Source organism: Marinomonas sp. S3726, from assembly GCF_000967665.1.
Lineage (GTDB): Bacteria > Pseudomonadota > Gammaproteobacteria > Pseudomonadales > Marinomonadaceae > Marinomonas.
This window is the reverse complement of record NZ_JXYC01000011.1, coordinates 255,108-270,110: the sequence shown is the minus strand read 5'-3', so window position 1 is coordinate 270,110 and position 15,003 is coordinate 255,108. Positions and strand designations below refer to the sequence as shown.

13 protein-coding genes and 5 tRNA genes are annotated in these 15,003 nt (G+C 38.0%); 6 read left to right on the top strand and 12 right to left on the bottom strand.

Translation table 11 applies throughout. The features are described from left to right. Positions 1 to 329: 329 nt before the first annotated feature. Positions 330 to 977 carry a peptide-methionine (S)-S-oxide reductase MsrA gene (gene msrA / locus TW85_RS10655; RefSeq protein ID WP_046017073.1) on the bottom strand — a complete coding sequence of 216 codons (648 nt, stop codon included), beginning with the start codon at positions 975 to 977 and terminating at the stop codon, positions 330 to 332. Between the two features lie 80 nt (positions 978 to 1,057). On the opposite strand from msrA, the gene TW85_RS10650 reads away from it, so the two are divergent. The 6 genes from TW85_RS10650 (at position 1,058) to TW85_RS10625 (ending at position 2,503) form a co-directional block, all read left to right on the top strand. Then, a complete protein-coding gene (locus tag TW85_RS10650) occupies positions 1,058 to 1,972 on the top strand; it encodes a hypothetical protein (protein WP_046017072.1) in 915 nt (304 codons plus the stop codon). A 38-nt stretch (positions 1,973 to 2,010) separates the two neighbouring features. Then, positions 2,011 to 2,087, top strand: a tRNA-Met gene (locus TW85_RS10645). 35 nt (positions 2,088 to 2,122) lie between these two features. Continuing rightward, positions 2,123 to 2,199, top strand: a tRNA-Met gene (locus TW85_RS10640). Positions 2,200 to 2,221: 22 nt separating this feature from the next. Continuing rightward, positions 2,222 to 2,298: transfer RNA gene (locus TW85_RS10635), tRNA-Met, on the top strand. A gap of 26 nt (positions 2,299 to 2,324) precedes the next feature. Next, positions 2,325 to 2,401: transfer RNA gene (locus TW85_RS10630), tRNA-Met, on the top strand. Positions 2,402 to 2,426: 25 nt separating this feature from the next. After that, positions 2,427 to 2,503: transfer RNA gene (locus TW85_RS10625), tRNA-Met, on the top strand. A 27-nt stretch (positions 2,504 to 2,530) separates the two neighbouring features. Here the strand turns inward: TW85_RS10625 and TW85_RS10620 are convergent. The 11 genes from TW85_RS10620 to TW85_RS10570 form a co-directional block, all read right to left on the bottom strand. Then, positions 2,531 to 3,544, bottom strand: coding sequence for a chemotaxis response regulator protein-glutamate methylesterase (locus TW85_RS10620; RefSeq protein ID WP_046017071.1), 1,014 nt, complete (start codon positions 3,542 to 3,544; stop codon positions 2,531 to 2,533). Positions 3,545 to 3,568: 24 nt separating this feature from the next. Continuing rightward, the gene (cheD, locus tag TW85_RS10615; protein WP_046017070.1) at positions 3,569 to 4,180 is read right to left on the bottom strand and encodes a chemoreceptor glutamine deamidase CheD; all 612 of its coding nucleotides are present in this window, start codon (positions 4,178 to 4,180) and stop codon (positions 3,569 to 3,571) included. A gap of 14 nt (positions 4,181 to 4,194) precedes the next feature. Beyond that, positions 4,195 to 5,022 (bottom strand): CheR family methyltransferase, encoded by an 828-nt coding sequence (locus TW85_RS10610; protein ID WP_082827809.1) that lies wholly within the window; start codon positions 5,020 to 5,022, stop codon positions 4,195 to 4,197. Further along, complete coding sequence (locus tag TW85_RS26585) at positions 5,023 to 8,121, bottom strand: methyl-accepting chemotaxis protein (RefSeq protein WP_084616227.1); 3,099 nt, start codon at positions 8,119 to 8,121, stop codon at positions 5,023 to 5,025. It abuts the gene before it with no gap. Then, positions 8,108 to 8,632 carry a chemotaxis protein CheW gene (locus TW85_RS10600; RefSeq protein ID WP_046017069.1) on the bottom strand — a complete coding sequence of 175 codons (525 nt, stop codon included), beginning with the start codon at positions 8,630 to 8,632 and terminating at the stop codon, positions 8,108 to 8,110. Before TW85_RS10600 ends, TW85_RS26585 begins: the two co-directional genes overlap by 14 nt. Next, a complete protein-coding gene (locus TW85_RS10595) occupies positions 8,629 to 10,704 on the bottom strand; it encodes a chemotaxis protein CheW (protein ID WP_046017068.1) in 2,076 nt (691 codons plus the stop codon). Before TW85_RS10595 ends, TW85_RS10600 begins: the two co-directional genes overlap by 4 nt. Before the next feature lie 13 nt (positions 10,705 to 10,717). Beyond that, entirely contained in the window at positions 10,718 to 11,083 is a 366-nt protein-coding gene (locus TW85_RS10590) for a response regulator (protein WP_046017067.1), read from the bottom strand. 108 nt (positions 11,084 to 11,191) lie between these two features. After that, positions 11,192 to 12,334, bottom strand: a complete 1,143-nt coding sequence (locus tag TW85_RS10585; protein WP_046017066.1) for a SpoIIE family protein phosphatase — start codon at positions 12,332 to 12,334, stop codon at positions 11,192 to 11,194. Positions 12,335 to 12,344: 10 nt separating this feature from the next. Continuing rightward, positions 12,345 to 12,629 carry an STAS domain-containing protein gene (locus TW85_RS10580; RefSeq protein WP_046017065.1) on the bottom strand — a complete coding sequence of 95 codons (285 nt, stop codon included), beginning with the start codon at positions 12,627 to 12,629 and terminating at the stop codon, positions 12,345 to 12,347. A 19-nt stretch (positions 12,630 to 12,648) separates the two neighbouring features. Then, a complete protein-coding gene (locus TW85_RS10575; protein ID WP_052702088.1) occupies positions 12,649 to 13,830 on the bottom strand; it encodes a methyl-accepting chemotaxis protein in 1,182 nt (393 codons plus the stop codon). Between the two features lie 407 nt (positions 13,831 to 14,237). After that, positions 14,238 to 14,984 (bottom strand): sulfite exporter TauE/SafE family protein, encoded by a 747-nt coding sequence (locus tag TW85_RS10570; RefSeq protein ID WP_046017064.1) that lies wholly within the window; start codon positions 14,982 to 14,984, stop codon positions 14,238 to 14,240. Positions 14,985 to 15,003: the final 19 nt, after the last annotated feature.

The window sequence follows — 15,003 nt, the reverse complement described above, 5'->3', positions numbered from 1 at the left end:
CGACTCTCGTAAGACTTCAAAATTTTTGTAGTCATTCGAACATCACTTAAAAAGTGACAGCTCGAACAACTTGCTGAAGTCTCTAGCGAGTGCCCACACAAATTATCTGATTAACTATTTTAAAGAGCGTCTGACTTATCTGTGTAAGATAGTAAGTTACTTGGTAACTTGTCGGTGTAAGCTTTGTTTGCTACCCCGTGTCAGTGGAGGCGTATAATACGCACATGATTTTTTAAGGCAAGTACTTTTTTGAATATTTTCTAATTAATTTTAAATTCGTTAGAGAGCCCAGAAAAGCACCAACCTTAAACTTATCACTAACTATGCTTCTATATAGAACAAGTAACACCTGTTCCTTTAAGACCACAGTATCCATTTACGTTTTTATGAAGATATTGCTGATGGTACTCTTCCGCAAAATAATAAGTATCTATCATCGCGCATTCAGTTGTGATCTCACCATAACCAGATTCAACCAGTCCTTTTTGATAGGCGTTTAAAGATTTTTCAACAACCTCTTGTTGTGATTCATCCGTTGTGTATATAGCAGAACGATATTGGGTACCTATGTCATTGCCCTGCTTCATACCTTCGGCTGGGTTATGATTTTCCCAGAAGACTTTTAATACTGCATCCAAGCTTGTTAAGTCACGATCAAAAATAACATTCACAACTTCAGCATGTCCGGTTGCTCCTGAACACACCTCTTCATATGTCGGATTTAATGTATAGCCGCCAGCATATCCAACTGAAGTTACTGTAACGCCAGGAGTATTCCATAACTTTCTCTCAGCTCCCCAGAAGCACCCCATACCTAAAATGATACGTTCTTCATTTGCTTGCAGGCTTTTTTTCATGTCTTGATTATTTACAGCATGGACCGCTGTAATTTTCATTTCTTCATTACGACCTGGCAGCGCTTCATTTTGAGGAACAATCGCAGCTTTAATAGCTTGTAATTTACTCTGATTAAACATTAAGTTACCTTTATAATTTTGTTACATTGCATACTGGCAATCGTAATAGTGTTACTAAACTATCAAACTGAGAAAGCTTAATGCAAAGAGTCCTTTTTGTTTGGGACGCTCGAAACGCACCGAAACACCTTTATTTTTTTATTGATCATTTTAAAGAGATTTGTTCTGACTATGAAATTGAGCCAAGGTTCCTCTCTTTTTGTGACCAGGATTTTAACGGTATAGATAGATGCCAATATGGTATGCGAGCTTTGTTAAATGCAGTGCATCATCATAATGCCGACATTATCATAAGTTTTGGTAGTCAATCTAACCTGCTTGCTAAGCTAATAAAGCCAACGCTAAAAGTGCCTCTTATTTGTAATAACCTACCTGATGAGCTCGAACAATCTGCGAATGTAAAAAAGAAAATAGATAGAGTAACAAAAACATTTACAGCTCATTGTAATTGGTCATTAAGCTTTAATAGCAAGAGTAATTATTACTTACCTCCTAACATTATCAAGGACTCACTAAATACTTGTATCGGTATCATTAAAGCAGACCCTATTGGACCTGTTTTAGCAAACCTAGTTCTACAGCAGGGTTTGACCTTTAAATATATTAATAGTGAGTCTTCCAATAAAAGATTGAAGAGTCACTTTTCTGATGTTGATTTTATGATTATCTCAACAGATGTAGATGATATCTATCGTCTCTCTAACTATGCCGCAAGCTATGGCATTTCCAGTTTACATGTAGGCCAAAAGCTGAGGACTAAGGCAAGCAAAGAAAAGCATCCTTTATATGAAAATGTTAGTTCTTCAATAGACATAGAGCTTATTAATAAAATTAAAGTTTGGAAGGGGCTCACGAAACCTCAAAAGCAAGAAAGCGCAAATGAAGCAAGACACGTACAGTCAATACATAATGGTATAGACAAGTTTCTAGCTGATTTAGGTTTTCAAAAATCCCTTAAATCAATTTATATTGAACCATTTTCAAATATCTCTTGACTCTCAATTGGCTCTCCCTATAATACGCACCTCGTTGACGCGGGATGGAGCAGTCTGGTAGCTCGTCGGGCTCATAACCCGAAGGCCGTAGGTTCGAATCCTGCTCCCGCAACCAATTATTTTCTAATTGGATCAACGTCTTAAATTTGTCGCGGGATGGAGCAGTCTGGTAGCTCGTCGGGCTCATAACCCGAAGGCCGTAGGTTCGAATCCTGCTCCCGCAACCAAATTTAAACAATCTGTATTAGTCGCGGGATGGAGCAGTCTGGTAGCTCGTCGGGCTCATAACCCGAAGGCCGTAGGTTCGAATCCTGCTCCCGCAACCATACAGAATACAATATAGATTATTTGTCGCGGGATGGAGCAGTCTGGTAGCTCGTCGGGCTCATAACCCGAAGGTCGTAGGTTCGAATCCTGCTCCCGCAACCATTTAATTCCGTATAGCCTCATTCGTCGCGGGATGGAGCAGTCTGGTAGCTCGTCGGGCTCATAACCCGAAGGCCGTAGGTTCGAATCCTGCTCCCGCAACCAATTCAAGATTCCTCAAATATACACATCTTAATTAAACACATTCGCAGCAATATCTTCTAACGCTAATACATTGTGTACTACTTCTAGTTTTATCGCTTCTCTTGGCATTCCAAACACAACACAAGTTTCTTCATTCTGAGCGATAGTAAAACCACCGTTTTGGTAGATTTTTTTCATACCTTGAGCACCATCTTTTCCCATTCCTGTCAGGATTATGGCGATTACATTGTCCATTCCAAATTCAGCTAATGAATTAAACATCAAATCAACCGAAGGTTTATGACCACAAACTTTTTCTGAATCATCAAGCTGAGTAACATAATGGCCACCACTTTTGATTATGGTTAAATGCTTTCCACCCGGTGCCAAATAGGCACTACCAGGCTGAATAATCTCACCGCCTTTGGCTTCAAAAACATTTAATTGAGTATGTCTGTTCAAACGGTTTGCATAAGATTGAGTAAAGCCAGAAGGCAAATGTTGCGTAATCACTATTCCAGGAGAGTCTGCAGGAAACCGCTCTAAAAGCTCACGTATTGCTTCAGTCCCACCAGTAGATGCTCCAATAGCTATAATTTTAGTCGCCTTTTTATTATTAATAATTTTGGGAGGCGCTTTAACTTGCTTTGGTTTACGCCTAACATTTGCTTGATTGGCAGTACGTATTTTTTCTAGTATAAGCCCAGAGTATTGATTGATCCCATTTACAACATCCAAACTTGGTTTAGCGATAAAATCAACTGCGCCAAGCTCTATGGATTTAAAGGTGGCATCCGCACCTTCTTGAGTCAGAGTCGACATCATGACAACAGGTGTAGGCCTTGCTTTCATGAGTCGGCTCAAAAAGGTAAGCCCATCAACTTTAGGCATCTCTATATCTAATGTAATCACATCAGGTGCAAATTTATTGACTAAATCTCTAGCCACAAAAGCATCTTGTGCGGTTCCTACTAGCTCCATATCGCTAGCACTTTTAATAATTTCAGTCATCAAACTTCGTATTAATGCTGAGTCATCTACTACCAGAACTTTAATCTTCATAAAAATCCTTTTACTAAGAGCGAATTAAAATAAATCGATATCTCCAGTTTTAGTATGACTAGAAATGTCCGTTTGATAGACAGACTCCCTATTTACAAGAGGAGCAATGTGGGCAGATTTAAGCTTTTTAATAAGCACCTTGCCTGTATCGGTAAAGAAGAAAACCTTTCTAGGTTGAGCACCTTGAAGGTCACTACTGTAAACTTCTATATGTTCTTTCGATAAATAAAGACGAACAAATTCCGAGTTCTTCTCACCAACGGTTGAATTTGGCATTCCCGGTAGAACATTCGCCCCACCAAAAATTTTTGCCTGTAAATACTCTTTCCTCGCCCCAAGCTTCATTAAGTGGTTTATCAATATTTCCATCGCATAAACACCATAACGTGCTGAGGCTGTTAACATGCCAGAGTCCCCTCTTTCATCAGTCGGCAATAGAAAGTGATTCATTCCTCCAATTCCTGTCATTGGATCCCTTAAACAAACGGACACACAGGACCCGAGAACTGTAACAATCAGCTTTCTCTCCTTGGTGGCATAATATTCACCAGGTAACACCTTGATCGCATTTTCATTAAAGTTGTTATCATAAAACTGATGTGAGGCAACATGAACATTATCGAAATCAAAAGACATCCAGATGCACTCCTTTAAGCTGGTTTATAAGTCGTTTTGCCAACAGCAGAAACGATGTGTGAAAAATAAGAAAAGTTTTCCGAGTGACCAGCAACATATAAACCATCTTTTGGAAGCAAACGAACCATACGAGTTAACAAAGCTTCCTGCATTTCACGATTAAAATAGATCATGACATTTCGACAAAAAATAATGTTTACAGGCAAGTCTATTGGCCACTTACTATCTAAAAGATTTATCTGTCGAAATTTAACCATTCTTCTTAGCTCAGGCACCACCCTTACAAACCCCTTGTTTGAACCTGTCCCTCTATGGAAGAACTGCTTCTTCATGGATAAATTGAGAGACTGAATTCGAGACTCGTGATAAACCCCCTGTTTAGCTGTCTCTAAGACATTACTATCAATGTCCGAAGCGATAATCTCAATGTTTGTATCGAACTTGCCGAGTGCCTCTACAACACTGATGGCAATGGAGTAAGGCTCCTCACCAGTACTTGAAGCCGCACACCAAATCCGTTTAACTCCTGGCGTTTCATTAAGGTAATCTTTCAGTACTTTAAAATGATGTTCTTCTCGAAAGAAGGAGGTCAAATTCGTTGTTAATGCATTAATGAAGTTTTGTTCTTCATGGGCATTAGCAGCAACATAGTCAAGATACTCAGCAATACTTGATAAGTTAAGGGCTCTTACTCTTCGAACTAACCGGCTATAGACCATAGCGTCCTTGCTATCGGCCAAGTTTATGCCAGTTAGTTTATTGAGAAATACTCTAACTTTTTCAAAGTCCTCATTGGTATATAAGAACTCATGCTTGTCATCATCCTTGATTAAATTTAACAATTAGAATTCTTCCCATTCGTCTTCAGATTGTTGAGCTTGAATAGCTTGTGGCGCAGGTCTTCTTACTAGTTGCTCACTCGATTTAGAAGGTAACTTTTTAACCAGTTTTACCTCTTCCTTTTCCACCTCTTCAGTATCAACTAATTGAAATGTAGCCACTCTAGAGGTTAATTGATCAGCTTGATGCTGCATACTTTCTGCTGACGCAGCGGCTTGTTCAACTAGTGCTGCATTCTGCTGGGTCATTGAATCCATTTGAGTGACGGCTTTGCCTATCTCATCAATACCTGCCGACTGCTCTGCTGAGGCTGCAGCAATTTCAGACATAATATCGTTGACACTCTTAATGGATGTCACAATTTCTTTCATGGTATCGCCCGAGCGTCCTACCAAAGCATTACCATCGGTTATCTTATTAACCGAATCAGAAATCAAAGCTTTAATATCTTTCGCTGCATTGGCAGACCTTTGCGCCAGAGTTCTTACTTCTGATGCAACTACAGCAAACCCTCGACCTTGTTCACCTGCTCTAGCTGCCTCTACGGCTGCATTTAAAGCTAGGATATTAGTTTGGAAAGCGATGCCATCAATCACGCCGATAATGTCAGAAATTTTCTGAGACGATTCATTTATCGATGCCATGGTTTGAACAACTTGCTGAATGAGATCACCACCATCAACCGCCACTTCCGACGCTTTTGAAGCCAAGGAGTTTGCTTGTTTAGCGTTATCAGCATTTAGCCTAACCGTGCCAGTCAGTTCTTCCATACTAGAAGCGGTTTCTTCTAAACTCGCCGCCTGCTGTTCGGTTCGGTTTGAGAGATCAGCATTACCTTGGGCAATTTCAACAGATGCGGTATTTATTGTGTCTGCTGCCGTTCTTATTTCTCCTATAATTCGTGCCAAGTTTTCTGTGGTTTGATTTGAGTAATTCTTAAGTTGTTCGAAGGTTCCTTTATAATCAGCTTCAACTTTCTCTGTTAAGTCGCCTTCAGATAAGGCCAGTAATACTCTGGAAACATCATTCAGGCCAACATCGGCTGTCTCCAATAAACGGTTAAGCCCTTCAGCCATAGATAGCATAAAGTCAGATTTATTTTCTATGCTTGCTCTTTCGGAGAAATTACCATCAACAGCAGCAGAAACCAGCATGGCAATTTCTTCTTCAGCCTCAACTTCTAATGTTCTATCAAGCCATTCAACAACAGAGCCAAGACGCACACCATCTTCAGAAACAATTGGATTTGCTATTAGGCGATAGTGTCTTCTACCAACCTTGATTTGAGAGGTGTAACTTGATTGTAATTTTTCCAGCAAGTTTTGCTGATGAGCAGGGTTTGCATGAAAAATATCAATATTACTACCAAGTACGGTAGCAGAATTAAAGTGAGGTAAAACAGCTCTCAAGTCAGACTCTGAGTCTTGCAACATGGCCATAACACTTTCATTCATATAACAAATATTTCTATCTGCATCTGCAATCATGACATTCGTTGTAGTGCAATTTAGAGATGCCATGATTCGAGCGGTTTCTTCCTCTGTTATCAAGGCTTGAGAAATATCATCCCACTCAATACAAGAACCAATGTGAGCCCCAGCTTCATCCAAAACGGGATTAGCATTTAAATTGAAAGTTCGGATACCAATGCTCGTTCTAGACTCTATGTTGTTAGACATCTTATTAAAGACAGAAACAAACTCGACCGATTTCTCTGGACTCGCCAATTTAGATAAAGGCATACCAACCAGAGATTCAACACTAAAGTCTGGATCCCATCGACGAATATCATCTTGAGAATCCTTGAATAAATCTATTGTTGTCTGGTTAACATAAAATAATTTATTTTCTTCATCCGCCATCATAAAAGCAGTAGCACTGTTATCTATTGCTTGTTTAATGGCATAGTTACCTCTAGCCTCAATTTCAGCCAGTTTTAGCTTCTCACCCATAGCTGATAAGGAATTAAACAACAAACCAAATTCGTCTTTTCGAGATAAATCCAAACTATGTTCGAAGTTATTATTTGAAATATTGTTAGCAGTGTTCATCCCTTCTTTAACACCGTTAATTACTGAGCGTACTATAGCTAGACCAAGCACCAAGCTAACCAAAATTAATACAGAGATAAATAAGATAGCCTCATATAAAAGCCAATAAGCCTCTGTGACTTTCTCTCCTAAACGCTTTTCTAAAACCGCATTAGTATGCTCAGCGAAAAGGTCAAAATCACTCATCATACGATTTGCATCTTCGAAGAATTGATTCGTAGGATAAGTTAAAACTTGTTTTTGAAAGATCTCTTGATCAATTAAATCAGCAAACTCTTGAAACTCTCTATTCAATTTTTCAACTTCGCTTTTTAGCGAAAAGACTTCAGGATCACTCGAAGATGCAATGGCAACTTCAATATTGTGGCTTAAGAAGTAAAATGAGCTTGCGACACTATCAATTGCAACATGAAGCAAACCAGCTTGCTCTGCACTTATATAGCCTTCTGCTAAAACACCAGCACCAATCCCTCTTAAACGGGCAATCCCCTTTAACACTTTGGGTAAGTCATCATTAGATGCAATGACTAAATGATAGGTTTCTGGAGCAGGGTCATACCTGAGATAGAAAAACTCAGATACATTTGGAATCATCTTAGAGCTAATTTCCGTAATCATTTTCGTGTGTTGAGCAAATGATTCTTTTTTGGAAATATTATTGTTACGAACTTCAGATTTTAATGTTGCAAAGCTAGAAGACAATGTACTTAAGCGCTCATTGATTTCAGTGTTAGGCATGACCTCACGGAAGTAAGGTTGAATTTCGGATAAATACTTAGTAACACTTTCCGCTCTTTCATCAATATTTCTTTTACTTGAATCTTCATTCGTTAAATAAATTGCACTTGTGCCCCTGTGACCTTGAAACAAACCCTCAAGTTTCATCAACTTTCTAATAGGCTCTATCCCTGCCAACTCTTTTTCTAAAACATCGATGAGCACGACCTCTGTCTTTATGAAGAAGCCTGTTGGTAATGCAATTGCCACTAGAGCGAGTAAACCAAGTGACAACATTTTTGTTGATAACTTAAAATTGTTAAGCCAGCTCATTATTATTCTCCCTAATATCTAAATCACGATTACTCTCGTATAGCCCAAGCTCATCACTTGAAATCAAAGCTTCAATATTGACCAATATAACCATCTGATCTTCTAGTCTGGCTAATCCATGTAAATACTGGCTATCAAAAGCAACCCCAAACTCAGGTGCCGGTTTAATATCATTCATTGACAGATTGATCACATCAGATACACCATCAACGACTATCCCCACCACGCGATTAGCAATGTTCAGCATAATCACTATGGTAAAATCATCATAAGTAACCTGACCGACTTCAAACTTAATTCTAAGATCGATAATGGGCACAATGTCGCCACGTAAATTTAATACACCTTTAATAAATGGTGGCGCATTCGCTATTTTGGTTACTGCCTCATACCCTCTAATTTCTTTCACTGTCATAATATCTAAGGCGTAATGTTCCTCCCCCAAAATGAAGGTTAAGAACTCTTGCCCATCCATGATTAAGTTTTCTTTTTCATTTGAAGCTTGATTCATATTGCTTCCGCCTGTTGAACATATTCTTGTGAAGTGACTGAATGAGAGAGAGACTCGACATCTAAGATCATCGCGACACTGCCATCACCCATAATTGTTGCTCCAGCAACCCCAGGAACTCTTTTGTAATGCCTTTCTAAACTTTTAATGACAACCTGTTGTTGCCCAACAAGATCATCCACTAATAAACCAAAACGCTTTTTAGCACTTTCAACTAACACGACAATGCCTTTAGAAGGGTCCTCAATCGCATTACTGACTGACAAACAACTACCTAAGGGGATGATTGGCCAGTACTCTCCACGCACCCATAACAAAGGTTCGTTTTTAATTAATCTGATTTGAGTTTGATCTGGCTGAATTGACTCAATGATATTAACGAGAGGAACAACGAAGATTTCACCCGCTACATCAACTGTCATACCATCGACAATCGCCAAAGTTAGCGGTAAATGTATGTGAAAAGCGGTACCTTGACCGGCTGTCGATTCAATTTCAATTCGGCCTCCTAAAGATTCGATATTCCGCTTAACCACGTCCATACCAACACCGCGCCCCGATACGTCAGTTACCTCAGCAGCAGTCGAAAAACCTGGTGCAAATATCAGATTCCAAATATCACTATCTTGGAAGTTTTTCTGTAACGGAATATTATTTTCAGCCGCTTTATTTAAGATTCTTTCACGATTAAGGCCCGCACCATCATCGATAATGCTAATTAAAATAGATCCGCCCTTCTGCTGAGCTTTAAGCGTGATGGTTCCTTTTGCGGTTTTACCTGCTTTGGCTCTTTCTTCTGGCACTTCAATGCCATGGTCAATACTATTTCGAACTAGGTGAGTTAAAGGGTCAGCCAATTTTTCAATCAAGCTTTTATCAATCTCAGTCGTTGCGCCTTCTAAATTGAGGTCTACTGTTTTATTGAGTTTGCTGGATAAATCCCTCACCAACCTAGGAAAACGATTAAAGACAAATGAAATAGGAAGCATTCGAATAGACATGACAGCTTCTTGAATTTCTCGGGTATTCCTTTCAAGCTCAACTAAGGCGATTAGCATTTTTTCGCTAACACCTTCATCAACTTCTTCTTCAATCATGGCAAGCATAGATTGAGTAATTACAAGCTCGCCGACTAAATTGACTAAGGTATCCACCTTAGATGTTTCAACTCGAATAGTGGAAGATTCTGGTGTTTTTTCTACGGGTTTAAGAGGCCTTCGAGCCGCTTTAACAGGTGTAGCTGCTGGTTTAGTTGTTGCAGGTACATCATTTGCTTTTGCTTCGACAACTTTAGCGTCATTAGCAACGGGTTTAGGAACACTCTTAACATCAGAGGTAACAGAATTAAAGGGCTCTTTTTCCTGGGAAGTAATTTCTGCAGATGACTCACTATTGTTACTTTGCACAACCTCTTTATCATCAACTTTTGCTTTTTCCTCTAATGCAGGTTCATCTTGATCAAAGAAGCCAAAACCCTCTTCATCGTCATTAGATTCTTCCTTAACTTCTTTATTCTCAACATCTTCGAAGAACCCGAAGTCTTCGTCATCAGAAGCAGAGACTTTTGATGCCTGTGGATCTTCAAAAAAACCAAACTCTTCGACTTCCTCTTTGATAATAGGACTTTCAAAAAAGCCGAAATCCCCTTCATTATCAGACTCGTCTACTGGCTCATCCTCAGAAGTAACTTTAACAGCATCTTCTAAACGGCGAGTACTGGTACCGACTAGTTCCCAGTCAATATCAGAATCATTTCGATAGCAGGCTAAAATCGACTTCAAGACGTCAATCATTTCTAATAAAAGATCGACAATAGAAACAGATAATTTGATTGTTTGCTTACGGGCTCTATCGAGTAAATTTTCCATTACATGAGTCAAGCCAGTTAGCGCTTTAAAGCCAAAAATATCACTCCCACCTTTTATTGAGTGGGCGGCTCTAAACACGCTATTTAATGCTTCTGGGTCTGGATCATTAAGATCTAGATCCATCAACAAGTGCTCCATTTCATCAAGATGTTCCTGACTTTCTTCAAAGAAAACATCATTGAATTGACTCATATCGATAGTCATAAAACATCCCTGTTTAATTTAGAACTTTTGCAACAACCTGTAGGAGTTTTTTAGGATCAAAAGGTTTAACCATCCAGCCCGTTGCGCCAACAGCCTTGCCTTGTGCTTTCATAGCATCGCCAGCTTCTGTTGTTAGCATAATCAGTGGAGTGCGTTTATAGGCATCCAAGGCACGTAATGATTTAATTAAAGTTAAACCATCCATTCTCGGCATATTCTGATCGGTTAGGACAAAATCGAAACGTTTTGTCTTACAGAGGTCCAGTGCTTCTTTTCCATCTTTGGCAGAAGTCACTGTGTAACTTGCAGATTTTAATGTCGCTTCAATCATTTGCCTAACTGAGGCTGAATCATCAACAATTAATAAATTATTGCTCATATATATCTCACTCCATCGAAATAAAAAACACATATAATCCACAATGAAATTATATAAATAAGATTAGATTCACATTTTAATTTTCGCCATTAATCATTGATGTTTTTATTAAATTTTCTCGAAATCTATTACACAAATTGAAATATCATCATTTACAGGCATATTTCCTCTAAATGAATTGCTTTTATCCATAACACTATCGACTAATACTTCAACTGAGGTTTTATTAATCACCTCAAATACTCTTTGTTCACCAAACTCTTCACCCACTTTATTACACTGCTCTGTTAAACCATCGCTATACATGAATAAAAAGCCTTTTTTAGGCAAAGGCATAGTTAAAAAGTGAGTATCAAACTCCTTATCACCTAGAATACCAAGTGCCATATTTTCTGATTCTGCTTCTTTTTCTTTCATATTATTTTCGGCATAGATAAGCACTGTTGGCATACCACCATTCCATACCTTCAATTGCTGGCTATAAAGGTCTAGCTCAATTAAAATCGCCGATATAAATCGATCTGGAGGGATGTAATCACCCAGTTTTGAGTTTAACTCCTCAAGTACCATTTCAGCAGAATGGCCTTTACTTATCATGGACTTAAAGATGGAAGCCAAGGGAAAAACACTGATTGCAGCAGCCAAACCATGGCCTGTAGCATCCGCTAATAAAATATAATGGGAACCTGAGGGTGACTGCGAGTGCAGTTGAATATCACCACTAAAATTATCTGCGGAAAGAGTATAAGAGTGTAAGAAGTCGGGCTTATCTTCCTCGCCTATCATATGGTTATATACATAATACGCGATACTTTCTTCAACTTTATGTTGATGCATAAGCTCACCTAAGAGCTTTGATTCCTCTTTTGATTTTTTCCTTTGCACATCATCATCAAGTATCTTCTTAACTTTACACCAGAAAAGCTTTAAGTTTAAAGGCTTGATAAAATAATCAGATATTCCAATTTTAAAATATTTATCAATGTTTTTTTCTTCTTCCTTGTCAGTAACAATAATGATGGGATACTTTGATGAAAACTCTAAAACAAAAGAAAACAAGGACTCATCACTTAACATGTCATCATTAATAATGATCATGGAATAGTCTTTTGTCTTTTCCTTTAATTTTGCTTCAAAGAATGTATTAAAGACATTTAATTCAAAGTTATTACTTGAAAAAACATCATTCATTATAGAATCGACAGCATAATCATTACTTACAAGCAATAATTTAACGATTAAGTCATTCATACTTAAAATCTCACTCAAAAGCGTATAGTTTTTGAAAATTAGCCATTTTCAATATCTCAGCTGTTTTTCCTGATACGTTTTTTACAGTTACTTTTTTATTGCATGCCTGAGCTTTTCTATATAATAAAACCATCATTCCCAAGGCAGAACTATCAAGGTAGCTTACTCGGCTAAAATCAAGCACTATCTCAGAAACACTGGCATTTATAATTGAATCATCATATTTTTTCGTAAATTCCTTATGAAAACTAAAATCAAATTTATCGGGTAATGAGATTACATTGGTATCACTCATAAAATAATCACCTTTTAATTTAGAATAAATCAATTTCTCCACTTTCGATGTCAGTAGAAGAAACAGGGTTCCTTGCAGTATCTTGCCTTTGTTTAATTTTTTCAGCATAAGAGTGAACATCATTTTTAACAGACTCAAAGTCATTAAAGTTTAATGAACCAAGCTCTTTAGATAAGAAAGCCAAGGTCTCATTGGTAAAAGTAATATTCTGACTATTAATATCATCGAACTGTAACGCTCTTATTGCGTTATGAATTGAATCTTCAAGCTGAGAAGAAATACCATCTAAGCGCTCTGTTACCTCTTCATCAGACTCTGCTTTCTCGATAATTTTCTTCAGAGCATCTTGCATATAACGTTTAGAATCCATGATATAAGTAACATCTTGAGAGGCTAGAATTTTAACCCCTTCAGACAAGTCTTCTATACGATTACAAATGCTACTGATTTTTGATTGTATTGATTCACTGAACCCAGATGAGCGATTTGACAGAGCTCTTACCTCATCAGCTACAACAGCAAAACCTCTTCCAGCTTCTCCCGCTCTAGCAGCTTCAATCGCCGCATTTAATGCCAATAAGTTTGTCTGGGAAGAGATTTGATCTATGTCTTTTAAAGCGGATACAACCAATGGCAACTCTTCGGCAATGGTATTTACTTTTTGCAGCAATTCCATGGAAGAGGCAGACATTTCAACGGTTGTATTTATAAATTTAGAGAGGGTTTTACCTGTATTATCTGCAAATAGCTTCATTGCAGTACTGTATTGCTCATCCTGATTATCCTCACTTTTCCCCACCTTAATTAAGGTTTGAATACACTCATTCTCTTCTTCCATAAGTCGATTAAAATCAGCGAAAGATTCAGTTAAAAGCTCAACCGCCCCTTTTTGAGTTTCAAAAATACCATCAAGATTTGTTTGGCATTCTTGCAAAACAGGGTGAATCTCTTGCACTAAGCCAAGCATGCCAGATTCACTTACCTCTTCATTACTCACTTCATTTACAGGGTTTTCTTCAGGCTCAGCTTCATTTTCATCTGACACTTCAGAAGGAGGATTTTTGGTAAGAAAGAATTTCATTGAAACAACAGATATTAAGGTACTAGCAACAACGGCTACATAGGTATAGCCAGTTGAAACCAAAGCAATGCCAGCAAGAAGTGCAACAACGACACCAAAAAGCATCTTCGCCCTATCCATGGAACCTCCTTAAAATTTTAAACCTCAATCGGTGAAATTAAATAAACAATTGATTTAATTAAGTTTTAAAACCAGTCCATAACAAATTAAATAGCCCAATTTCTCTTCGAAAATTTAAATATATACAATGAGGCAGTATAGATTGCATTTAAGATATATCCATTATCTCACCCTTAATTTTATTGAATAAATTAACCTCTGCGAGCACACCTCAAAGCCCATTAGGTAAACTCATTGTCTAATGAAAGCTCAAAAATAGTCTTAAATTAAGCGTAGCAGTAAAGGCAAAAAGTAAAAGTGAGGAGACCTAAAAAGTGTTAATTTTTGTCATAAAAGACAATGAGATTAAAATGATAATCCCCTAAGAAGGTTTAAATAGCTCATCACCTTGTAAGGCGAGAAAATTATTATTTATAAAGTGTTAGTAGGCTTTTGCTAATAATAATGAAAGCTGAAAATATTGATAAAAAAATGATACTTTTTTTACTAGGAGAGATCACCGCAAAAAGTTTATACCTTGATAGTAAAAAACCTATCAACACACCCGGCAACATTTTCACACTCAGTACAAAGGCTTGCTGGCTAAGCTCTCCAGCTAAAGCTAGCAAAAGAATAGAAATAGGTGTGCCAATTAAAAAAAAGCTGATCAAAGCCTTACGCGTATTAACAGGCGATTCATTTTGATAAATAAGCGCCATAATCGGCCCGCCGATAGACGTAATAGTGCCAGAAAAGCCTGAAAAGAAACCCGCTAAAAACAGGTTTCTAGCGTTTAAAGGAATGGATAATTTTATAAAAGAAAGTAGCGAAGCAAACAAAAGGCTCACCCCGATAGCCATACCAAGTAGCCATTGGGGGAGGTAAATAAGGATGACAACACCGAACCAAGAACCGGGAAAGCGAGCAGCGATAGCAGGTAAAACTATTTTAAGGGATAAGCTTTGTTTTTCGCTAAAGAACAACAAAAGAGACAAGGTAAAGCCCAAAATTAAAATAGGGCCAGGCATGTAGCTTTCATTGATAATGAAAAGTAGAGGCGCACTTAAAAGCGCAAAACCAATCCCTATCCTTGCTTGAACAAGAATGCCCAAGATCACAATCGCTAAGGATAAAAGGTCAATAGTACTATAAGCAAAAACAGAAAAAGGGAGCATTTAACTCCCTTTTCTGTGG